Genomic DNA, 22,446 nt, shown 5'->3' with positions numbered 1-22,446 from the left:
GCAGGCTTGCCCTGCGCTGGAGTGCGAAGCGCTCCCAAAAAATTTGGCGGCCTGCCACCCCGTTGCCGGTTTTCAGGGCCGCTTCGCGCCCCAGCGCAGGGCAAGCCTGCTCACCACGAAGATTAAGCTCACACCCTTAGTGCGGGCTGCACCTTATTGGTGCGTCAGCCCAGCACCCGAATGGGTGCCCCCTCGGCCCAGGCCTGGATATCTTCGATCATCTGCTCATAGAACTGCCGGTAGTTCTGCTCACTCACGTACCCCACATGGGGCGTGGCAAGTACGTTGGGCAAGTGTCGAAACGGGTGATCCACCGGCAGCGGCTCTTCGGCGTACACATCCAGTGCCGCGCCCGCCAGACGACCAGTGGTCAATGCCTGCACCAGCGCCTGCTCATCCACGATTGGCCCGCGTGCCGTGTTCACGAGGCGTGCCGTCGGTTTCATCCAGCCCAAGGCCTCGGCGTCGACCAGGCCGCGGCTGCGGTCGCTGAGCACCAAATGAACGCTGAGAATGTCGGCCTGCTCAAACAGTTCGCGCTTGCTGACCCACGTCACTCCGGCGTCGGCTGCGCGTTGCGGCGTGAGGTTTTCACTCCAGGCAATCACCCGCATGCCAAACACCTGGGCGAACTGCGCGACCTTCTGGCCAATGCTGCCAAGGCCGAGTATGCCCAGGGTCTTGCCATGCAGGTCGCCGCCCAGGCCGACCTGCCAACCACCCGCGCGCAGGGAATTGGCTTCGGCCAACAGGTTTCGGGTGGAGGCCATGATCAGCGCCCAGGTCAGTTCCGGCGCCGCCTGCTTGTAGCTGTCGGTGCCGCACACCTGGATACCCAGGGCCTTGGCGGCGGCAAGGTCGATGGCGGCATTGCGCATGCCGCCGGTTACCAGCAGCTTGAGGTTGGGCAAACCCTGCAACAGGGCTTTGTCGAAGGTCGAGCGTTCACGCATGACGCAAATGACCGCGAACCCCTTCAAGCGCTCAATCATCGTGGCGGTGTCTGCCGGGTAATCGTGCAGGAAGTGCACCCGCCCCACGGCCTCCAGCGCTGACCAATCCACCACGCTACTGGCTACATGCTGCCAATCATCAATGACTGCGATCTGTACCGACATTCACGAGTGCCTCGAAAAAGTTGGATTAAAGGGCGTTCAACCCCTGCAACAGTGCCTGGTGAAACTTCGCGGGCTCTTCCATCTGCGGCGCATGGCCCAGGCCTGGGAATTCCACCAACGTTGCGTGGGGAATCAGCTTGGCCGCTTGCTTGCCCAATACCGCGTAGTTGCCGATCCTGGCCTTGACCGCCGGCGGCGCAATGTCTTTGCCAATGGCGGTGGTGTCGGCGGTCCCGATCAGCAACAGGGTAGGCATTTGCAGATGCTTGAACTCGTAGTACACCGGCTGGGTGAAGATCATGTCGTAAATCAATGCCGAGTTCCATGCGACCAGCGTGTGCCCGGGGCCATTGCTCAGGCCCGCATACATGTCTACCCAACGCTCGTACTCAGGCTTCCAGCGCCCTATGTAATAGGTATTGAGCTGGTACTTGCGAATCCCCTCGGCACTGACTTTTTGCTCCCGCGCATACCATTGGTCGACGCTGAGCGTGGGCACGCCCAGAGCTTTCCAGTCTTCCAGGCCGATGGGATTGACCAGCCCGAGCTGTTCGGTCTGCTCGGGGTACATCAGCGCGTAACGGGTGGCGAGCATGCCGCCGGTGGAATGGCCGAGCAGCGTGGCCTTCTGAATGCCTAGTTTTTCCAGCAGTTGGTGGGTGTTGAGGGCCAACTGCTGGAAGCTGTACTGGTAGTGGTCGGGCTTGCTGGAACTGCAGAAGCCGATCTGGTCCGGTGCAATCACCCGGTAACCGGCGTCGCTCAAGGCCTTGATCGTGCTTTCCCAGGTGGCGCCGCAAAAGTTCTTGCCATGCATCAGCACTACGCTGCGACCGTTGGGTTGCCCCTTGGCCGGCACATCCATGTAGCCCATTTGCAGGGATTTGCCTTGGGATTGGAATTGGAAATGTTCGAGGGGATAAGGGTATTGGAAACCTTGCAGCTCAGGGCCATAACTGGCGGCGAACGCCGGGGCGGCGCCGGCCGTCAGCAGGCCGGCGAGGCAAAAGGCACGGGATAGAGGCATGGGCGGGGCTCCGGACAGAATGCTCGGATGCTGTTTGCGCGGGATTAACGGGGGATTAACACCCACTGCAAGGTCACGGCGGCGAGCACCGCGTAACGCAGGCCCTTGGCCAGGGTCACCAGCAGCAGGAACCGCCACAACGGCTCACGCATCACCCCGGCCACCAACGTCAGCGGGTCGCCAATGACCGGCACCCAACTGAGCAGCAGCGTCCAATGCCCCCAGCGCTGGTAATGATGGCGGGCCTTTTCCAGCTGCTTGTCGCTGACCGGAAACCAGCGACGCTGCTTGAAGTGCTCCACCCAGCGCCCCAGCCACCAATTGACCAGCGAGCCGAGGACGTTGCCCAGGGTGGCGATACCCAGCAGCAGCCACAGGCTGTAATGCCCGCTGATCAACAGGCCGACCAGCACCGCCTCCGACTGCAGGGGCAGTAACGTCGCCGCGCCGAATGCGGCGAGAAACAGCCCCAGGTAACCCATCGGCACCGATCAGCGCGCCGGGTAGTCCGCCACCACCACATCCTGGCCATCGCGGGTCAGGCCGATGACTTGAAAGGCCTCGGCATGGCCGTCCATTTCCATGCCGGGCGAACCCATGGGCATGCCGGGGGCGGCGATACCCAGCAGGTCGTCGCGCTTGCGCAAGGCCAGTACCTGCTCGGCAGGCACATGGCCTTCGACGAACTTGCCGTCGATCACGGCGGTATGGCACGAGCCCAGGCGCGGGGCCACGCCCAGCCGCTGCTTGAGCGCACTCATGTCGGCTTCGACATGGTCATTGACCTTGAAGCCGTTGCTTTCCAGGTGGCTGATCCACTTTTTGCAGCAGCCACAGTTGGCGTCGCGGTGCACATCGATGGGGATCAGGTCGGCGGCATGGGCCAGGGTGGTGGTGAACAGCACTGAAAGCAGGGCCAATCGCAATGGGATTTTCATGGAGGTCTCGTCCAATACCGGGCAGTAAGCCGGGCATTCTCCCTGCTTTTATCCGTGGGGCGTCGGGTTAATGTTTCAAAATTATACGGAGAGCGAGTTTTCCATCCGTTGCTTGAGCCGGTCCAGTGCAATCGCCGACAGCTCGATCATGCGTTCATGGAGGCTGGCCAGCTGCAATTCTGTTTCATAGGTCAGCACGCGCTTGAACAGGGTGCCGTCGCGAAAGGGTTGCAAAAAGTAGTGGATCGAGCCGTCGACGGCCAGTGAGGTGAACACCGTCTTGAACTCGTCGGGACGCCGGGCGATCTGCACGCGGTAGCTCATGGGCACGCGTACTCCGAGCAAGTCGATCATTTCGGTAAAGCGCGCGCCGGCTGGGAGGGGGCCGCTGGTGCCGGTGTCGGCACCGAGGGAGGTAGGGTGCCATTCGTGCCAGCGATCCGGTTGGGTCACATAGTCGTAGACGGCATTGATAGGGGCCTGGATAAAACGTTCCTGACTGATCCGATCCAAGCGGACCGACTGCTCGACAGCGCGCATGGCACACCTCCTGTGTGGCTGTGAACTGTCAGAATAGTCCCACTCCCGCACATTGCACGGGAGTGTTTCAGCCATTTATCAGCGCACCTTGAACCGGCCCATCAACGCAATCACCCGGCCATTGGCGTCCAGCAGGCTTTGTGTATTGGTTTGCGTGGCATGGCCGCTCTGCACCAGCTCTTCGACCATATGTCGGATATGCACCATGCTGCGGTTGATCTCCTCGGTCACCGCGCTTTGCTGCTCGGCAGCGGTGGCGATCTGGGTGCTGAGGTCGTTGATATGGCTGACCGAACCGGCCATCTCGTCGAGGCCGGTATTCACCCGTGCCGTGGCATCCGCCGCCGACTGGCAGCTGGCCTGGGTGTTCTCCATGGCCGCCACCGAAGAACTGACACCGGTGGTCAGGCGCGCAAGCATTTCATTGATCTGCGAAGTGCTGGCCTGGGTACGCGCCGCCAGGGCGCGGACTTCGTCGGCCACCACCGCAAAACCACGACCCTGCTCGCCGGCCCGCGCGGCTTCAATCGCGGCGTTGAGGGCCAGCAGGTTGGTCTGGCCGGCAATTGCGCCGATCACGCCGAGGGTTTCGGTGATGCGCGCGGCGTCCTGGCGCATGTTCTCGACGGTGTGGGTGGCGCTGGCGACTTCGCCGATCAGTGCACTGACGCTGGTGGACGCTTCACCCACCACCACGCGGGAGCGGTCGGCGTGTTCGTTGGCGCGCTGGGTGAACGAAGCGGTTTGCGCCGCGTTCTGCGCCACCGTATCGGCGGTGGAGCTCATCTCGGTGATGGCGGTAACGGTCTGGTCGGTCTCCGAGGCGTGGCGCACCAGGATGCTGTTGGTGTGCGCCGAGGTTTGCTGCAATTGCTCAAGGCCCGATGACATGGCGCCGGTGGCCTGGGTTACTTCGCCGATCATGTCTTGCAGGTAGACGATAAAGCGATTCACCGAATGGCCGATGGCACCCAGTTCGTCTTCGGCGCGGATGGTGATGCGCCGCGTCAGATCGGCATCGCCGGTGGACAGTGCATCGATGTTGGCCTTCAGGATTTTCATGCGCTGCACCAATTGGCGAATCGCATACACCGCCAGCAGCACCAGCAGCAACACCATGGGGATCTGCAACAGGGCCAGGCTGCCGAGTACGTCATCGCGTTGGGCCGTGATCAGCGAGGTGGGCAGGGCGGTGGCGAGGAACCACGGCGTGCCTTCGATGGGACGCATGTAGAAGGTGCTGGCCACGCCCTGGTTGTCGAACTCGTTGCGCTGCAAGGCCTGGTCGCGATGGGCCAGGGCCTTGCTGACCTGGGCGGCAAAGGCCGAGGTGCCGGTCAATTCACTGATGTTCTTCAACACCACCGGGCTGCTCAGGCGCGTGCTGTTGCTGATGATCTTGCCGTCGCCTTCGACGATCAGCATCTGCCCGCCGATGTCCTTTTCCTTGCTGGCTACCAGTTCGTTGAAGAAGCCCAGGGTCACGTCGATGGTGGCCACGCCATACGCCGCGCCGTCACGCTGGATCGCCATGGCGCAGTTGGTACGCGGCTCCTGGCTGGCGTCGTCCTTGTAGGCCGCGGCCCAGGCACATTGGCCACGTGGCGACGCGAGGCCGCCCTTGTACCAGCTCTGGTCGTAATAGTTGGGGGCGGGGTCGCTGTTCCAGAAGGTGTTCACTGCCAGCTTGCCCGAGGCATCGCGGTGCCAGAAGGTGCTGTGCTTGTTGCGCCCCGGCGTGCGCTGGTTGGGCAGCGGCCAGATACCGCCGCCGAAGACCTTCAGCTCACCATATTGATCGACCAGGCCCGGCAGGACCTTGTCGATGGCATCGCTGTCGAGCAGGGGAATGGTCTGGGTGATGGTGCGTTGCTGGGACTGAACCTTGTTGAGTTCGCCCTGGATCTGCTCGGCCACCTCACTGATGCGGTTGAGCACCACCTGTTCCTCGGTATGGCGCAGCGTGGGCGCGACCAGTTGGCCGATGCCGACGACCGTCAACACGAACAACACCAGGACGAACAGCACCAGGAACAGGGTATAGCGGGCTTGGATGGAACGCAGTGGGGGCATGGGGTCGTCCTTACGAAGCGTTTATTATCGACGCGGCTTTTTTGGAGCTTCGTAGGGGTATCGGCGGGGGTTGGCACGTCTTTAGGTACCATGGTGCAAAGTTTATTGGGCGGGCACGTAGCGAGGCCGGCCGCCGGCTCGCTACGCCCGGCTCATCAGATGCCGTCGCCCTGATCACTGTGCTCGAATTTGTGTGTTTTTCTTAGCGGTTTACCCATCTCCTGGTTCAAGGCGTTCTCCATGAAAGGTCGCGGATTGACCGTGCTCGGCGGCGTAGACGGGTCGTTGTCGAGGTCTGCGGGTGTTGCGTTGCTGGGAATGCCAATGACCTGGCGTTCGTCATTTCGAACCGGCACCCACGCTCCGGATTGCAACTGCTCTTTGTCTTCACCGCCGAGGAATGTGCCGTTGGCGCCATTGAACGCATGGCCGTTTTCATGGAACAGGGTGGTGACGGGCACCAGGGTGTTGGTGCGGTCAGTACTCTCAAGGACTGCGTAGGGGTCATAGGCGATCGAGGCATGCCTGGCGCGGGCGCCGGGAACGCCGTCCTTGAGGGTGCCATATTGTGTCTCATCGATGTTTTCCTCTTCCTCGGACGTCTGGCTATCCGACTCAGCGCTGCCAAAATCGTAGCTGGTGTAACCTAAGGTCACCTGCCTGATCTCGACCTTTGCGCCATTGATCTCCGCCAGTTCGTCCATTTTCGCCAGGGCTTGCTGGCCAAGCGGCGAACTGCGTAGAAACTCGAGGTCATCGCTCACTTGCTGGTTGAATCCCAGCGTTCCTTCGGCCACGGTAAACGCTTGCTTGCCGGCGTTGCTGGGTTTGACCTCGGTGAAAGTCGAGCCTTTGCTGCGGTCGAACCGGTCATGGGCATTGGCGTAAATCAGATCCTTGCGCCGGTTATTCCAGATACGGTCGCGGCCTTTGCCGGTGTAGAAGGTCGTGCGGTCATGCCCGATAAGATCATCATTGCCGTTGCCGCCATGGGCAACGGTGTGCCCGCTGCCGGCGTAGAGGTGGTCATTGCCATCACCCCCATCCAGGTAGCTCTGCTTGGTCGAGGGACCATATCCGGCATAGAGACGATCCTTGCCGTTATTACCGTACATCACGGCATTGCCGCTTCCGCCGATGATCGTGTCGTCACCGTCGTTGCCGGCTGCAAGGCCCAGGCCGCTGCCCAGTCGCAGCACATCGTTACCATTGCCGCCGTACAATCTGCTCCTGCCGCCTCCGGCCTGGATGTAGTCATGGCCATCGCCGCCTTCAATGTCCACCCGCAGCTTGACGTCATCGTCGATGATCACCGTGTCATTGCCGCCTTTGGTCTCGATCCAAAGGCCCTGTGGCGGGCCTTGTTTGACGTGATTGTCGAAACCATATGACTTGCCGTTGATACACACCTGCAGCCGGTTGCCCGGCCAGTTGCGCACGTGTACGCAATCCGCGCCGTCACCGGTTTCCACCGTCAGCAGATTCAACTCGATCTTCGGGTTTTCGGGGTCTGATGTATTCCATACGATTAACCGGCCGAACTTGATATCGCCGTCGATATGCAGGGTGTGGGAACGTTCATTGTAGAGGCCTGGCGTCAGGTCGGTGGGCGGGTCATAGGGCGAAGGTTCAGGCTTGTCGTGAGCCGTAGCAACGGCGGACCGAGCCGTAGGAACGGTTTGGGAGGTGAGCGCAGAGAGCATAAGTGAGTCCTTCACGAGGGTTGTCAGATAATCCTGATTGCCTATCAGGCCTTTCCATTACGTGGACGCACGCGCCGAAACGTTCCCGCTGCCGTAGCCGGTCATGGTGCAGAATATTTCCTGGGCGCGGCCTCGACGGCTGCGCCCGGGTTGAGCGTTATTGGTGCACCAGCCCCATGGACGCCTCGGGGTAGCGTGGCCCCGCCGCAGCGCCCGCCGGGAACACAGATGCCAGTGCCGCCAGCTCGGCCGGGCTCAATGTGATGTCCAGGGCGGCTACGTTTTCTTCCAGATACTTGCGCTGCTTGGTGCCCGGAATGGGGATCAGGTAATCACCCTGTGCCAGTACCCAGGCCAATGCCAGTTGCCCGGCGGTTACGCCTTTTTCGGCGGCGAGGGCCTGGACCCGCTCTACCAGTCGCAGGTTGTGTGCAAAGTTCTCGCCCTGGAAGCGCGGGCTGGAGCGGCGGTAATCGTCTTCGGCGAAATCATCCGGGCTTTTCAGGGCTCCGGTGAGAAAGCCACGCCCCAGCGGGCTGTAAGGTACGAACGCGACACCCAGGCGTGCGCAGGCTGCCAGGCAGCCGTTGTCTTCCTGGTCACGGCTCCACAGGGAGTATTCGCTTTGCAGGGCGCTGATCGGATGCACCTTGTGCGCACGCTCCAAGGTGGCGGCGCTGACTTCGCTCAGCCCCAGGTAACGCACCTTGCCTTGGGCGACCAGCTCGGCCATGGCGCCGACGCTTTCTTCGACGGCCACCTCGGGGTCGATACGGTGCTGGTAATACAGGTCGAGGGTCTCCACGCCGAGGCGCTTCAAGGTGCCGTCGATGGCCTGACGAATATAGTCGGGCCGGCCATTCACGCCGCGCACCTCCGGGTTCGATGGGTCACGCACAAAGCCGAACTTACTGGCCAGGAACACCCGGTCGCGTTTGCCGGCAATGGCTTTGCCAATCAATTCTTCATTGGTATGGGGGCCGTACATGTCGGCGGTGTCGAGCAAGGTGACGCCCAATTCCACGGCACGGTGCAGGGTGGCGATGGCCTCCCGGGTGTCGCTGCCCGACGTGTAGAAGTCACTCATGCCCATGCAGCCGAGGCCGATGGCACTGACGTGGGGACCGTTCTTACCGAGTTGACGAGTGTGCATGGGTGCAGCTCCTGATGAGGTAGGACGCCATTGTTACCCTCGACAAAACCGGAATAAACCGGCTAAAAGCACTATCACTATTGGTAATTTCTAAATAATCCTCCTGGAGCCGGCCTTTGGATCGTTTTAACGCCATGCGGGTGTTTACCCGGATTGTCGAGTTGGGCGGATTTGCCAAGGCCGCCGACAGCCTGCAACTGCCGCGCGCGTCGGTGACCATCCTGATCAAGCAACTGGAAGCGCACCTGGGCGTGCAGTTGCTGCAGCGCACCACGCGCCAGGTCAGCCCGACCCTGGACGGCGCGGCGTATTACCAGCGCTGCGTACAGCTGCTCACCGACCTGGAGGAAACCGAGGCGGTGTTCTCCACTCGCCGCCAGAACCCACGCGGCACCCTGAGCGTGGATATGCCCTCGGGGATCGGGCGTTTGATTGTGATTCCCGCGTTGCCGGCGTTCACCGCGCGCTATCCGCAGATCGAATTGGACATCGGCCTGAACGACCGCCCGGTGGACCTGATCCGCGAAGGTGTGGATTGCGTGCTGCGCGGCGGTGCGGCGCTGGATGAGTCGCTGGTGGCCAGGCCTTTGGCAATGATGGACCAGTTGACCCTGGCGAGCCCTGGGTATCTGGAACGCATGGGCATACCGGCGGGCCTCGACGACCTGGCCAATCACCAGATGGTCGAGTATGTCTCCACGGCCAGCGGCAAGCGGTTCGGCCTGGAGTTCCTGGTCGACAACGCCGTGCACCCGATCCAGTTGCCCAAGCGTGTGGCGGTCAACAGTTCCGATGGTTATTTCGCCGCGTGCGAAGCCGGCTACGGCCTGATTCAGGCGCCGCACTATCATGCGATGCGGCAACTGACCGAGGGCCGCCTGGTGCCCGTGCTGGCGCAGTTGCCGGTGCCGAAAATGGCGCTGACGGCGCTGTATCCGCCCCATCGCCAGTTGTCACAGCGGGTCAGGGTGTTTGTGGACTGGCTGGTCGAACTGTGCGGCCAGCCGGGCACAGGTTTGCAACGCTAGGCCTGGGCCTTGCGATAAGCGCCGGGTTGCTGCCCGGTCACTTTGTGGAAGGCGCGGGTAAACGCCGCCACGGACTGATAACCCACCGCCACTGCGACATCCGCGACAGTCTGGTCCTGCTTGAACAATTGGCAGGCGTGGCGCATGCGCATCATCATCAGCACCTGGCCGGGCGACTGCCCGCACAACTCAGTGAAGCGCTTGAAAAACGCCGAGCGCGACAAGCCGGTGCAGGCCGCCATGCTTTCCAGGGTCCAGGCGTCTGCCGGGCGAGCAATCAATTGTTCCAGCAGGTTCGCGAACGCCGGCTGGCGCCCCAGTGCGGCGAGGCCACCGAGTGCGTGGTTATCCAGCACTTGCTGGCGCAATACATACAGAAACAACAGGTGGCACAGGCGCTCGAGCAACGCCGCGGAAGGCGCCGGGTCGCGCTGGCACTCGTGCAGGATCAGCTCGAACAAGTTGCGGGCCGCCGTCAGCGAGGGGTCGCCGGCCCGCAGGACGATCCACGCGGGCAGGGTATCGACGATCATCGCCGACAAGCCCGACTGGAAGTGAAAGAACCCGCACACCAGCCCCACGCCGTCGCTGGCGCCGCTGTCCAGGGGCAGCATCGGGCGTCGCGGACATTCCTGCGCGCCGGCCGCCGTGGCTGCCCCGGACAACCGATATTCCAGGTCACGGAGCAGGAACACCGCGTCGCCGTTGTTCAACGCTAAGGCGGTGGGTTCGCCGGCGATATGCAGCCAGCACTCGCCCTGCACGATCAGGTGGAAACTGGCGCGCGCCAGGCCGTGGGTGCTGGCATGCCAATCGCCGCAATAACGCCCGACATGGAACAGGCTGGTGTTGAGTTCGAGGCTGTCTAATAACCAATCGACAAGTGCACTGGAAGAATTCATCTAATGGAAAGACTCAAGAGCAAGTAATCGCTACTTTAGCCTATTGAGAGGATTTCTTATAACCAACAGACTGGATACACGAACCCTCAGGAGACCGCTCCATGTCCCGTGTACCGCTGCTCACCCCGCAAACCGCGCCACCCGCCGCCAAGCCGTTGCTGGAAAACGCGCTGAAAACCTCGGGCTTCATCCCCAATCTGCTGGCCGTGTTGGCCAATTCCCCGGCGGCGCTGGAAACCTACATCACCGTCTCGGGCCTGAACGCCAAGGCCGAGCTGAGCCTGGCCGATCGCGAAGTGGTGCAGTTGATTGCCGCCACTACCCACGGCTGCGATTTCTGCGTCGCCGGCCACACCGCCGTGGCGCGCAACAAGGCCAAGCTGCCGGAAGACGTCATCGACGCCCTGCGCCAGCGCGGCGAATTGCCCAATGCCCGTTATGAGACACTCGCTGCCTTTACCCGGGAAGTCATTGCCACCCGTGGCGATGTCAGCGACGCCGGATTTGACGCGTTCCGCGCCGCCGGTTACACCGAAGGCCAGGCCCTGGAAGTTATTTTGGGGGTGAGCCTGGCAACCCTGTGCAACTTCGCTAACGTGTTTGCCCGTACCCCGCTGAACCCGGAGCTGGCGCAATACCGTTGGGAAAAACCGGCCAGCTGAAGGGCGGGTGGCCCTGCTGCTTTGACAAGGAGAAACATGAATGCTTGACCCGATCTTGAGCCGTTGGCTCGATGTTCAAGCGCAGGCCCTGGATGTGGGCAGTTGCGATCCCCAGGAAGTGCTGCCACGGCTGGCAGAGGCCAACATACTGCGTATCGGTGTGCCAAAAGCCTTCGGCGGCCTGGGCGGCGATGTGGCAGGCGCCGTCGAGGCCATTGCCAATGTCGCCAGCCATTCGTTGGCGGCGGCGTTTGTGTGCTGGGGCCAGCGCTCGTTTATCGAGTATCTGCTGCAGAGCCCGAATGAGCGGCTGCGCGAGCAACTGCTGCCGGACCTGCTCAGTGGCAGGCTGGCGGGGGCCACCGGTTTGTCGAATGCAATGAAGTTCCTGTCGGGCATCGAGACGCTGCAGATCAGCGCCGAGCCGAATGAGCACGGCTGGACCCTCAACGGTCGCCTGCACTGGGTGACCAACCTGCGCAAGAACGGCTTTGTCGCGGCGGCGGCGATCGAGCAGGCCGGTGGTGGCGCGCCGTTTATCCTGGCGATTCCGGATTCGGTGGCGGGCCTGCAACGTTCCGGCGACCTGGAGCTGCTCGGCCTGCAATCGAGCAACACCGCCGCCCTGGGCCTCGAAGGTGTCGAGCTGAGTCGCGACTGGTTGCTGCACGAAGATGCACGCAAGTTCCTGCCGGCCGTGCGCCCGGCGTTCCTGGGCTTGCAATGCGGTATGTCGATCGGCCTGGCCCGGCGCTCGCTGGCGGAAGTCGCCCATCACCTGGGCGCGGCCCGCACGGTGCTGCGCGAAGAACTCGAAGGGTTGCGCGGGACCTTGGATCACCTGGTGACCGAGCTGCAGAATGGCCTGCTCGCCGGGCGCTTCGCCGCCGAGCCGGTGGCGTTGTTCAAGTTGCGCATCGGCCTGGCAGAAACCGCCGCCAGCGCGGTGCAGCTGGAACTGCAGGCCAGCGGCGGCAAGGCTTACCTCACGGCCCATGGCAGTGGGTTTGCGCGGCGCTGGCGGGAGTCGGCGTTTGTGCCGATCGTCACGCCCAGCCTGGTGCAATTGCGCACTGAGTTGCAACGCCAGGCCAACCTGTGAGCCCGGTGGTATTGAGTGCCCGGGGCATTGGCCTGGGGTACGCCGGCGGCCCGGTGCTGCAAGGCTTCGACCTGCAATTGCAGCGCGGTGAAGTGGTGTCGATCCTGGGGCCCAGCGGGGTCGGCAAGTCCAGCCTGTTGCGGGTGCTCGCCGGCTTGCAGGCGCCCCAGGATGGCAAGGTCCAGGTGTTGGGCGAGCCGTTGAACGGACCCCATCCACGTGTCGCCGTGGCGTTCCAGGATCCCAGCCTGCTGCCCTGGTTGAGCCTGGAAAAGAACGTCGCGTTCGGCCTGGATTTCGCCCGCCAGCCGCACCTGGGTGCTGATGAGCGCCGCCGGCGCGTCGACCACGCCATCGCGGCGGTTGGCCTGGAGCACGCCCGCCAGCAATTTCCGGCGCAACTGTCCGGCGGCATGGCCCAGCGCACCGCGTTGGCCCGTTGCCTGGCACGCCAGCCCCAGGTGCTGTTGCTGGATGAGCCCTTCGGTGCGCTGGATGAAGTGACCCGTGCCGATATGCAGCACCTATTGCTCAAGGTCAACCGTGAGCAGGATTCGGCGGCGGTGTTGATCACCCATGACATCGACGAAGCACTGCTGTTGTCCGACCGCATCCTGCTGCTGGGCAACCGCCCGGCGCGGACGCTGGGCGAATGGCGCATCGACCTGCCGCAACCACGGGAAGAACAGGTGGAAGCCATCGGCGCGCTGCGCATCGAGATTCTCAAAACCCTACGGCAGGCGAGCCGCCCTCAACCCCAACCCCTTGACCTGCTGGAGCCCAGCCATGTGCCTGGATGACCTGACCCACTCGCGCCGTGACTTTCTCAAACTTTCCGCGGTACTCAGTGCCGCCGGCGCCTTGCCGCTGCTGAGCAGCCTGCAGGCCCGCGCCGCCAGCGAACCGGATGCGCCGGTGCGCATCGGCTACCTGCCGATCACCGACGCAACGCCCTTGCTGGTGGCGCATAACAACGGCCTGTTCGAAGCCGAAGGCATCAAGGCCGAGCGTCCGGTGTTGCTGCGCAGTTGGGCGCAGGTGATCGAGGCGTTTATCTCCGGGCAGGTCAACGTGATCCACCTGCTGTCGCCGATGACCGTGTGGGCACGCTATGGCAGCCAGGTGCCGGCCAAGGTGGTGGCGTGGAACCATGTGGGCGGTTCGGGGCTCACCGTGGCACCGGGCATTACCGAGGTGAAGCAACTGGGCGGCAAGTCGGTGGCGATCCCGTTCTGGTATTCGATCCATAACGTGGTGGTGCAGCAACTGTTCCGTGACAACGGCCTGACCCCGGTGGCGCGTGCCGCCGGCAGTGCGATTGGCGCCAACGAAGTCAACCTGATCGTGCTGCCGCCTTCGGACATGCCGCCGGCCCTGGCCAGCCAGCGCATCGACGGTTATATCGTCGCTGAGCCGTTCAACGCCCTGGCGGAGAATCTCAAGGTCGGGCGTGTGCAGCGGTTTACCGGCGATGTGTGGCGCAATCACGCGTGCTGCGTGGTGTTCATGCACGAACACGACCTGAACAATCGCCCGGAGTGGTCGCAGAAAGTCGTGAATGCGATCGTCAAGGCCCAGGTGTGGACCCGTGATAATCGCGCAGAGGCGGTGAAACTGCTGTCCAAGGACGGCCCGAACCGCTACACGCCACATGCCGAGCCGGTGTTGAGCAAAGTCCTGGCGCCAGCCGCTGCCGACCGCGCGGCTTACCTGGCCGACGGCGCGATCCGGCACGCCGACTGGGACGAGCACCGCATTGACTTCCAGCCCTATCCATTCCCCAGCTACACCGAGGAATTGGTGCGACGCTTGAAGGACACGCTGATCGAGGGGGACAAGAAATTCCTCGCCGACCTGGACCCGGCCTTTGTCGCCAAGGATCTGGTGGATGACCGCTTCGTGCGCAATGCCATCGAAGCGGTGGGCGGCATGGGCACCTTCGGCTTGCCCGAGGGCTTTGAGCGGACCGAGGAGATTGGCGTTTGAACAACCGCAGAGTCCCGGGCTGGCTGCTCGGGCTGAGTGGCCTGGCCGGCCTGTTGTTGCTGTGGTGGCTGGGGGTGAAGGTGTGGGGCGATGGCGGCGGCCTGGCGGCGCGATTTTCGCTGGCCGCCACCTTCAGCAGCCTGTGGGAATTGCTGGGGCGCGGTGAGCTGTATCTGCATATCGTCGTGAGCCTCAAGCGCATTTTCGTCGGGCTGTTCCTGGCCTTGCTGGTGGGGGTGCCGTTGGGGCTGCTGGTGGGCAGTTCGCGCAACCTGGAGGCGGCGACCACGCCGGCCTTCCAGTTTCTGCGGATGATCTCACCGCTGTCCTGGATGCCTATCGTGGTGATGCTGATGGGGGTAGGGGACCAGCCGATCTACTTCCTGCTGGCGTTTGCCGCGGTGTGGCCGATCATGCTCAACACCGCCGCCGGCGTGCGCCAGCTCGACCCGCGCTGGCTGCAGTTGAGCAACAGCCTGAGCGCCACGCGCTGGGAAACCTTGCGCCGGGTGATCATCCCCGGCGTGGTGGGCCACGTACTGACCGGCGTGCGGCTGGCCATCGGGATCCTGTGGATCGTGCTGGTGCCATGCGAAATGCTCGGAGTCAGCGCGGGACTCGGCTATTACATCCTGGATACCCGTGATCGCCTGGCCTATTCGGAACTGATGGCGATGGTGTTGCTGATCGGGCTGCTGGGGTTTGCCCTGGATGCGCTTGCACGCGGGTTGCATCAGCGGTGGGTGCATGGGGGGTGAATAGCCAGGGAGGCCCGGTCACTCACCGGGCCTCATTGCTCTTCATATCGGGCCTATAAATTGGATCAGCGCTGGGGTGGACTTTTGACTTGTTTGAAAATCTGCAGGTCGCCCGGCCAATCATTGGGTCCTATCAGCAATGCCGGGTTTGGAGCGTGTTCGGTGTTCCTCATGCCGACGCTGGGGCCTGGATTGTTCCTTTTGAGTACCCCAACACCAATCCCGCCTGTCAGCTCTGCCACACCTGGGACACCCTGACTGGTGTTCATGTGAGCATTTCCCATAAGGGCAATCCATTTTTCCCCTGCGGAGTTTTGTCGGATGGTCTGTGCGGCGTAGTAGTTGAATTCATTGAGCCTTGGCACATGCTGTTCTTCCCTATTGATCTTTTTAAACACCTCACGCTCATCTTTGTGCCGTGTCAGGTAGGGGTGATCCAGCGGCACAATCTCTATGCCATTGTCGGTGAACTTCTTGACCAATTGTTTGAATGACGGAAAGCGTTGGGTGATACCGTCCCCGAGGAAACCGATGCCGTCATCGACAAGTTTCATTTGTGCGTCATAAAACGTGGCCTCCATATAGAGCTTCTTCACGTCTTTTTTCTTGAAGGTGTCCAGGTTGTCGTAAAGTACCTGGAAGCTCGCCATTTCGCTGTGTTTCTCACCGAAGACCAAACCATCGGCAGCGTCTAGCGCCGTGTCGAGCAACTCCGAAGGTCTGACCTCGCCGTTGATCTCAGGAATGAGGGGGCGGTCAGGACGCTCGCCAGATGCCATGCGGCGATAGAAATCGTTCATTTCCTGATTGAATTTCTCCCGGGTAGCTGCTTTTCTGCTGGGAGTGAAATGGGCATCACTGCTTGCACCTTTAATGCTGCTGACATACTCCCCCTCAGGCAAGTGGTCTGTCTTTGTAATGCCATCATTGGGGTGGTGGTGCCGGCCGATGGGGTCATATCGGTGTTCCCTTGCGAATCCCGGTCGATGTGGCAGTTTGCTCACGTCGGGAGACTGGGGCCCAAGACCGTCCGCAGGCTTGAACTCTTCCAGCGGTACGCCGTAAGGCTTCTTCTTGACCGGATCGTAGGCATACCGCTGCCCATTGGACAGGATCGTGTCTGCCTCATAGGTCTGGTCCGCGACCTTGAATGTGCCGCGTGTGAGGGGCCCATGCTCGCGGCTGACGGCCCTGGTCAAATCGGAGGCGTCACCAGCGGCCTTGATCTTGTCCACGCCCTTGCCGATCAGCCTGGCGCCACCCTGTACCAGATCGCCCACCCCACTTAAAGGATTGAGTTCGCCAATGACGGCAGTGCCGAGTATTTTGGTGACCTTGAGGGCCTTGGTCGTCGCGCTGATGGCCTTGGATCCGACTTTGGCCACTTTCGCCGCCGCGCCCGCACCGGCGGTGACGAAACCGAAAATATCCATGCCCAGGTCGACTGCGCCTTCCAGGTAGTTGCCATTCACAAAGTTCTGGATCGCCGATTTCAATGGAATCAGGTCAAGGAAAAAATTGACAAGTTTCGACTGGGCTTCCATTTGCCGGTCGTAGGTGGTTGCGCCCTTGGCCTGTTTGATCACATCTTCGTTTTCGATGTCCAAGTGTTGGATAAACGCGTCGGCGATGGCCTGCGTTCGAGTGCTGGAGAAACTGTTGGGAACGGGCAATGGGTCTTGGGCTGGCTTGTTTTGTTCAAACACTGTTTTAGGCACGTCTTTGGGGGTGAACGCCTCTATGGGATAGACCCGGTTGGCGTCACGCTCGCGCTCTCGGGTCAATACGGTGTCGGAAACGGATTTGACAGTGCCTTGATTTAAATCCATCTCATAAACTGTTTGGCCCTTTACCCCCGTGGACTTGATCAATAACGTGTGATTTTTTTCTGCCAGGGTTCGGCCGCTAAAGCCCATGCCCAGGGTGTAGGTATGGTTCTGATAGAACTCGAGCTTCCCATATTCCAGCTTCTGCCGATCGTTAATCGGGAGTTGGCTGATCATTTGCTTGACGGCCGTGGCGATGCCCTCTTTGCGATCTTTTATGGCCTGCTTGAGGTCCTTATTGAATACGGTGTTTACGTCAAATTTGAGGGACATGCCTTGTATGGCCGTTTTGATCTTGGGATGTTGTGTTTCCCATTCATACCGGTGCAGCCCGCTCATCGCGATATCCAGTAACGAGTGTCGCCCGGCGGGCGCCCTATTGGGGTCATAGAGCGGTTGGGCGAAGGGCTGTATGGTGTCTTTGACAGTCAGGATTTTCTCTTCAAACGGCAAGTTCTCGCCAAACCTTTCCTTTAGCTTGGCCAGGGCAATTTCCTTGCGGCTGGGGAGTGTGGCTTCGATCTGGTCGCTGGCCTCTATCCGCGCATCGGCCTGCAGGTTGAAGGCGCTCCTGACCTTTTCGATGTCGCTGGTGTTGTACCGAGCGGCTTCATCTTCAGAGAGCACGCCGTTGACGACGCCCCAGGTCCGCAACGCGGCGGCCTGTGCCTGCTGGGTCACGGCCATATCTTCCTGGCCGGCATCCTTGGCTTTCAGCATGACTTGGGCAAAGGTCATGTTGGGTACTTTGCCTGGTGTCTGCGCTTCTATCGTCGCTGCCGCGATGGAGAGGCTTACCCAGGCCGGGCTGCCATAGGTCAAATTGGCGGGGAGGTCTTTGATCAGCAACTCCGGTGCCTTCCTGGCCAGTAACAGGTAAGCGCCGACCTTGGCCATTTCGGGTGTGGTGCGGTGGGTGCTATGCAGATGCGTGCTGAAGTGGCCGAACAACGCTGAAGCGGGTTCGCCCCAGTGGCTTTGCTGGGCCAGATCGAAGCCTGCCACCATTTTTGTGTGAGACGGGGGCATGGATGGCGGGTCCAGCAACAGATTTATGGCGGCCAAGGTGTAGTCGTTGACGCTGGAGTGTGTGGCAATACCGTTCAACTCGGTCTGCAAGGCTTGGCCCAACGCCTGCGCACGCGGCGTGGCAAGGAGCGTTTCCAGCGCCTTGACCGGGTCCCGCGCGGCCTCGCTGGATAGTGGCTGGTTGCTGTTCAGGTATTCCAGCACACTCTGGCTACCTATCTGTGAAGGGTTTGGGTGTTGGGTCACAAAGCGCCTGGCGGCGTCCACCAGTGAGCGTTGTCCATCGGCACTCAGGGGTAACGGCCAAGACAGAGCGCCGCCAAAGTCGCCCAGAGGGTGTTCCTGGGCTCTGCTGAGCACCGATTCCGCCAGGACGGTCAGGGAATCGTGGCGGGAGGGTATGCTCAGGCCGGACGATCTGATGTAAGCCTCAAGCGTGACGGTTGTATGGGCGTCGGATGAGAAGGACTCGGGATGAATATCGATGGTCGTGGTTTTCAGCGCGCCCAGGATAGCCTGGGGCGTTGCGCTCGTGCCCAGGCGCGTGGCGATTTCGGTGAGTGCTTGGCCCAGGGTCCGCAGGTTCTGTTTGTATGCTATCACCCGCGCCAATTCTGTATTGGCGGCACTGTGGCGGGGTGTCTGTGCAGGCGTGGCGTGTTGGGAGCCGGACGATGGCTGGTTTTGGCTGTCACCTGGGGTTGCAGGTAGAAAATGCTGAGGCTGTTGAATGGATACGGGGAGGATACTTTGCATCGGTGGGTACCTTTTTTGACGTATCAACAAAGGCGCCTGTCAGTAGGAGGTTCCCTGTTCCCCAGGCGCCCCTTTGGGTGCGGAAAACACCCGCCGGGGTTCCTCCTCGAAGGCATGCAGTGTGTAAGGCTGCATGTAGATGCTTGGGTGAAAGGTTACGATGCCCTCGTCCATTCAAAGGTGAAGCCCGCCGCCCTCGGGGTGAGGGGGACACCGGACGAGCGAAAGCTTTTCATCACCTGTAACATAAGATCCCGTCGACCCTGTGCATCCCGTCGCCGGGTATGTGCCTGGTGTGTTCGGCGATACACAGTGATTACATTCTTCCGGTTCAGGAACCCGTCATGACCCAAAAGCAACGCTTGAAATACTCGATCCTGATCGCCCTGGCGGTATTGGCGACGATGTTTGGCCTGTCCTACCTGCAGAACATCGGGTTTATCAGTGAGAAGACGTTCCAGACCATCGCCATCGCCGTCGCGGTCGTCGTGGTGGTGATCAACGGCATCATGCGCCGTAAGGTCAAGCTTTAAGGTCAGCCTCAGCTTCGAGCGTCGAGTACCTTGGCAGCCTCTTCATGGAGGCTGTAGCTTTTATCCGCGTTGAGGGTGATCACGCCTTCGCTGCACAGGCGCTTGAGCACTTCGCGCACACTCAGGAACGACAACGGTATCCCCAGCTCCAGCAAGTGGCTGTGCACGCCGCGTACCCCCAGGGTGCGCTGGTTGTCGGCGGCGGTGAGCAGGGCGTCGATGACCTTCAGCCGGATCAGGCTGGTGCGCAGGCCGAAACACTTGAGCAGGTGGCGAATACGCTGGTTGCCTTGCTGTTCGGTGGTTTTGCCGAACGCTTGGGCGCCGTTGCCAAATTGGCTGTCGGCTGCGGGTGAATGTCCGTCCGTGGGCACTTGCGGGTTGTACATGCAAAAACTCCTTATCAGAGCCTGATCAGGAAAATGATGGCGCTCTTAGTCAATAAGACGAACGAGCGTGCGAAATCATGAAGGGTGTGATGTAGAAAATTTGTCGGTATCGGCTTTGTCACATCTGCAACGCCTCGAATAAACCCGCTCCAGGGTTAAATTTCTCCCGGTTTTTTGCGTTCTTACGGTGGGGTGGTTACCCCTGTGAGGGTGTTCAATTTGACTGCGGAGTCTGTGTGATTATTTCCAACGGGTTGGCCAGGGTGTGCGTGACGGGGCTGTTGCTGGGGGTGAGCCTGGCTGCAACGGCACGGGAGTCGATGACGCAGGCGTCGGCGGATATCCGCCGCACCAGTTTCGGCGTGCCGCATATTCGCGCCAATGACGAGCGTGGCCTGGGTTTCGGGATCGGTTATGCCTATGCCCAGGACAACCTGTGCCTGCTGGCCAATGAAGTCGTCACCGTGAACGGCGAGCGGGCCCGGTACTTCGGCCCCGAGCAGTCGACCTTGGAAGAGCGCAACAACCTGGCCAGCGATGTGTTTTTCACTTGGCTGAATACACCGGGCGCGGTGGCGGCTTTCTGGAAGGCGCAAAGCCCGCAGATCCAACAGCGCATGCAAGGCTACGTGGCCGGCTACAACCGTTACCTGAAAGAGCAGGGCGCACCCGCCCAGTGCCAGGCGGCCTGGGTACGGCCGCTGGTGGTCGACGACCTGGTGAAGTTGACCCGCCGGCTGTTGGTGGAAGGCGGTGTCGGCCAATTCGCAGAAGCCCTGGTCGGCGCCGCGCCGCCCCAGGCAACGGCGAGTGTGCAACCCAGCGCCAAGGCATTCGAATTGGCCGCCGCCAATCAACAGCGCTTCAGCCTGGATCGCGGCAGCAATGCCGTGGCGGTGGGCGGCGACCGTTCGTTCAATGGCCGTGGCATGTTGCTGGCCAACCCGCATTTCCCGTGGGTGGGCGGCATGCGCTTTTATGAAATGCACCTGACCATTCCCGGCCAGCTGGATGTGATGGGCGCCGCGCTGCCCGGCCTGCCGGTGATCAATATCGGCTTCAACCAGCATCTGGCGTGGACGCACACGGTGGATACGTCCAAGCACTTCACCCTGTATCGCCTGACGTTGGATCCCAAGGACTCCACGCGCTATATGCTGGATGGAAAATCCATCCCCCTGGAGAAAACCTCGGTGACGGTCCAGGCCCGGCAAGCTGACGGCAGCGTGAAGCCGGTAACCCACTCGGTCTACAGCTCGCAGTTCGGCCCCGTGGTGCAATGGCCCGGCAAGCTGGATTGGGACAGTCACCACGCCTTCAGCCTGCGCGATGCCAACCTGGGCAACGACCGCGTCCTGCAACAGTGGTACGCCATGAACCGTGCCACGAGCCTCAAGGACCTGCAAACCTCGGTGCACACCCTGCAAGGCATCCCGTGGGTCAATACCCTGGCCGCCGATGACCAGGGCCAGAGCCTGTACATGAACCTGTCGGTGGTGCCCAACGTCAGCGCGGCCAAACTGGCGCAATGCAGCGACCCACGTGCCGGCCTGCAGATGATCATGCTCGACGGCGCCCGCAGTGCCTGCGCCTGGGACGTCGACCCGCGCGCCGCCCAGGCCGGCATCTTCCCCGCCGACCAGTTGCCGCAGCTGGAGCGTAGCGACTACGTGCAGCACTCTAACGATTCGGCGTGGCTGGCCAACCCCAAGGCACCATTGACCGGCTTCTCCCCGGTGATCAGCCAGGACCATATCGGCCTCGGCCCGCGCGCACGCTTCGCCCTGCAACGCCTGCAATCCCTGGAGACGCAACCGATCAGCGTCGCCGACCTGCAAAACATGGTCATGGACAACGAGGTGTACCTGGCCGGGCAGGTCATGCCCGACCTGCTGGCGTTCTGCGCCAAACACCTCGGCACCGACGCGGCTGCGCTGAAGTCGCTGTGCACCAGCCTCAACGACTGGGACCGACGCGCCAACCTCGACAGCGGCCTGGGCCTGGTGCACTTCATCAATTTGGTTGAAGACCTGCAGCAACTCCCCGATGCCTGGCGCGTCGCGTTCGACCCGGCCCAACCCCTGACCACCCCACGGGGCCTGGCCATCGAGCGTGCCCCCGTGGCCAAGGCCCTGCGCGAAGCCATGCTGGCCTCCACCGCAGCCGTGGCCAAACTCGGCCTCAACGCCGACAGCAAATGGGGCGATATCCAGGTCAGCGGCCAAACCCCGATCCACGGCGGCCCGCAAGCGCTGGGGATCTACAACGCCATGCAAACCGTGCCCCGGGCCGACGGCAAGCGCGAAGTGGTCAGCGGCAGCAGCTACCTGCAGATCGTCACCTTCGACGACCAGGGGCCACACGCCCAAGGCCTGCTGGCATTCTCCCTGTCCAGCAACCCGGCATCGAAATACTCAAAGGACCAGACCCAAGCGTTCTCCGAGAAAAAACTCCGCCCACTGCCGTTCACCGACGCCCAGATCAAGGCCGACCCGCAGTACCAGCAGCAGCTCATCAAGGAGTAGGGCAGACGCGCAACCCCTTGATGCCAATACGAAATATTTTTGAAATCAAGGGGTTGCAGGCAAAAGCAAATGAGTACATAATGGCGCCCATCGAACGCAACGAAGCATTAAAAACTTCAATGTATTCAATGAGTTAGAGTAGAGGCAGGGCTCTATGGCCCACTCAAGTTTTTATACGGTGAATGTCAGCGGCAAGGGCATTGATCGTTTGAGGCCGAGTAGCAAAATGGTTATGCAGCGGATTGCAAATCCGCCTACGCCGGTTCGATTCCGACCTCGGCCTCCACTCTTAAAACCCCGTAGATCAATGATCTACGGGGTTTTTTATTGCCTGTGATTTGAGAAGTGTTCCGCAACTATTGGGATGTGTTCCGCAACCCTACGCGTTTTTGATCGCA

19 protein-coding genes and 1 tRNA gene are annotated in these 22,446 nt (G+C 61.5%); 9 read left to right on the top strand and 11 right to left on the bottom strand.

Annotation, left to right across the window (positions count from 1 at the left end):
- Positions 1-164: 164 nt before the first annotated feature.
- The 8 genes from AC07OT_RS02850 to AC07OT_RS02815 form a co-directional block, all read right to left on the bottom strand.
- The gene (locus AC07OT_RS02850) at positions 165-1,118 is read right to left on the bottom strand and encodes a D-2-hydroxyacid dehydrogenase family protein (protein WP_495107402.1); all 954 of its coding nucleotides are present in this window, start codon (positions 1,116-1,118) and stop codon (positions 165-167) included.
- A gap of 25 nt (positions 1,119-1,143) precedes the next feature.
- Entirely contained in the window at positions 1,144-2,145 is a 1,002-nt protein-coding gene (locus AC07OT_RS02845) for an alpha/beta fold hydrolase (protein ID WP_495107401.1), read from the bottom strand.
- A gap of 44 nt (positions 2,146-2,189) precedes the next feature.
- Positions 2,190-2,627 (bottom strand): YqaA family protein, encoded by a 438-nt coding sequence (locus tag AC07OT_RS02840; RefSeq protein WP_495107519.1) that lies wholly within the window; start codon positions 2,625-2,627, stop codon positions 2,190-2,192.
- Positions 2,628-2,636: 9 nt separating this feature from the next.
- On the bottom strand, positions 2,637-3,083 hold the full coding sequence (locus AC07OT_RS02835) for a DUF411 domain-containing protein (RefSeq protein WP_495107400.1): 447 nt from the start codon (positions 3,081-3,083) through the stop codon (positions 2,637-2,639).
- An 81-nt stretch (positions 3,084-3,164) separates the two neighbouring features.
- A complete protein-coding gene (locus AC07OT_RS02830) occupies positions 3,165-3,623 on the bottom strand; it encodes an SRPBCC family protein (protein ID WP_495107399.1) in 459 nt (152 codons plus the stop codon).
- 78 nt (positions 3,624-3,701) lie between these two features.
- A complete protein-coding gene (locus AC07OT_RS02825; RefSeq protein WP_092484838.1) occupies positions 3,702-5,696 on the bottom strand; it encodes a methyl-accepting chemotaxis protein in 1,995 nt (664 codons plus the stop codon).
- Positions 5,697-5,851: 155 nt separating this feature from the next.
- On the bottom strand, positions 5,852-7,399 hold the full coding sequence (locus tag AC07OT_RS02820; protein ID WP_495107398.1) for a M91 family zinc metallopeptidase: 1,548 nt from the start codon (positions 7,397-7,399) through the stop codon (positions 5,852-5,854).
- Between the two features lie 157 nt (positions 7,400-7,556).
- Entirely contained in the window at positions 7,557-8,552 is a 996-nt protein-coding gene (locus AC07OT_RS02815; RefSeq protein ID WP_495107397.1) for an aldo/keto reductase, read from the bottom strand.
- Between the two features lie 116 nt (positions 8,553-8,668).
- Between AC07OT_RS02815 and AC07OT_RS02810 the strand changes: the two genes are divergently transcribed.
- Entirely contained in the window at positions 8,669-9,580 is a 912-nt protein-coding gene (locus tag AC07OT_RS02810; protein ID WP_495107396.1) for a LysR family transcriptional regulator, read from the top strand.
- On the opposite strand, the gene AC07OT_RS02805 is transcribed toward AC07OT_RS02810, so the two are convergent.
- Positions 9,577-10,482, bottom strand: a complete 906-nt coding sequence (locus tag AC07OT_RS02805) for an AraC family transcriptional regulator (RefSeq protein ID WP_495107395.1) — start codon at positions 10,480-10,482, stop codon at positions 9,577-9,579. The genes AC07OT_RS02810 and AC07OT_RS02805 overlap by 4 nt on opposite strands.
- 101 nt (positions 10,483-10,583) lie before the next feature.
- Here AC07OT_RS02805 and AC07OT_RS02800 point away from each other — a divergent pair, with 101 nt between their 5' ends.
- The 5 genes from AC07OT_RS02800 to AC07OT_RS02780 are packed head-to-tail and all read left to right on the top strand — an operon-like array spanning position 10,584 to position 14,990.
- Positions 10,584-11,144: a carboxymuconolactone decarboxylase family protein gene (locus AC07OT_RS02800; RefSeq protein ID WP_495107394.1), complete on the top strand. Its 561-nt coding sequence runs from the start codon at positions 10,584-10,586 to the stop codon at positions 11,142-11,144.
- A 40-nt stretch (positions 11,145-11,184) separates the two neighbouring features.
- The gene (locus tag AC07OT_RS02795; RefSeq protein ID WP_495107393.1) at positions 11,185-12,246 is read left to right on the top strand and encodes an acyl-CoA dehydrogenase family protein; all 1,062 of its coding nucleotides are present in this window, start codon (positions 11,185-11,187) and stop codon (positions 12,244-12,246) included.
- A complete protein-coding gene (locus AC07OT_RS02790) occupies positions 12,243-13,046 on the top strand; it encodes an ABC transporter ATP-binding protein (protein ID WP_495107392.1) in 804 nt (267 codons plus the stop codon). Before AC07OT_RS02795 ends, AC07OT_RS02790 begins: the two co-directional genes overlap by 4 nt.
- Complete coding sequence (locus AC07OT_RS02785) at positions 13,033-14,232, top strand: ABC transporter substrate-binding protein (RefSeq protein ID WP_065941680.1); 1,200 nt, start codon at positions 13,033-13,035, stop codon at positions 14,230-14,232. Before AC07OT_RS02790 ends, AC07OT_RS02785 begins: the two co-directional genes overlap by 14 nt.
- Positions 14,229-14,990, top strand: a complete 762-nt coding sequence (locus AC07OT_RS02780; protein WP_495107391.1) for an ABC transporter permease — start codon at positions 14,229-14,231, stop codon at positions 14,988-14,990. The genes AC07OT_RS02785 and AC07OT_RS02780 overlap by 4 nt, the downstream gene beginning before the upstream one ends.
- A gap of 65 nt (positions 14,991-15,055) precedes the next feature.
- Here AC07OT_RS02780 and AC07OT_RS02775 read toward each other — a convergent pair whose 3' ends face one another.
- The gene (locus tag AC07OT_RS02775; protein WP_495107390.1) at positions 15,056-18,601 is read right to left on the bottom strand and encodes a membrane-targeted effector domain-containing toxin; all 3,546 of its coding nucleotides are present in this window, start codon (positions 18,599-18,601) and stop codon (positions 15,056-15,058) included.
- Between the two features lie 344 nt (positions 18,602-18,945).
- On the opposite strand from AC07OT_RS02775, the gene AC07OT_RS02770 reads away from it, so the two are divergent.
- Positions 18,946-19,134 carry a hypothetical protein gene (locus AC07OT_RS02770; protein ID WP_027606724.1) on the top strand — a complete coding sequence of 63 codons (189 nt, stop codon included), beginning with the start codon at positions 18,946-18,948 and terminating at the stop codon, positions 19,132-19,134.
- A gap of 8 nt (positions 19,135-19,142) precedes the next feature.
- On the opposite strand, the gene AC07OT_RS02765 is transcribed toward AC07OT_RS02770, so the two are convergent.
- Positions 19,143-19,523 carry a fe2+ zn2+ uptake regulation protein gene (locus tag AC07OT_RS02765; RefSeq protein WP_495107389.1) on the bottom strand — a complete coding sequence of 127 codons (381 nt, stop codon included), beginning with the start codon at positions 19,521-19,523 and terminating at the stop codon, positions 19,143-19,145.
- Positions 19,524-19,759: 236 nt separating this feature from the next.
- Here AC07OT_RS02765 and pvdQ point away from each other — a divergent pair, with 236 nt between their 5' ends.
- Both pvdQ and AC07OT_RS02755 read left to right on the top strand, forming a co-directional pair.
- Positions 19,760-22,048 carry a bifunctional acylase PvdQ gene (gene pvdQ, locus AC07OT_RS02760; protein WP_495107388.1) on the top strand — a complete coding sequence of 763 codons (2,289 nt, stop codon included), beginning with the start codon at positions 19,760-19,762 and terminating at the stop codon, positions 22,046-22,048.
- A gap of 212 nt (positions 22,049-22,260) precedes the next feature.
- Positions 22,261-22,334, top strand: a tRNA-Cys gene (locus AC07OT_RS02755).
- Positions 22,335-22,446 lie beyond the last annotated feature (112 nt).

The sequence above is a fragment of the Pseudomonas sp. GW821-FHT09C10 genome (assembly GCF_059418085.1).
The sequence above is the reverse complement of the archived record's forward strand: the minus strand, read 5'-3'. Positions and strand labels throughout refer to the sequence as shown.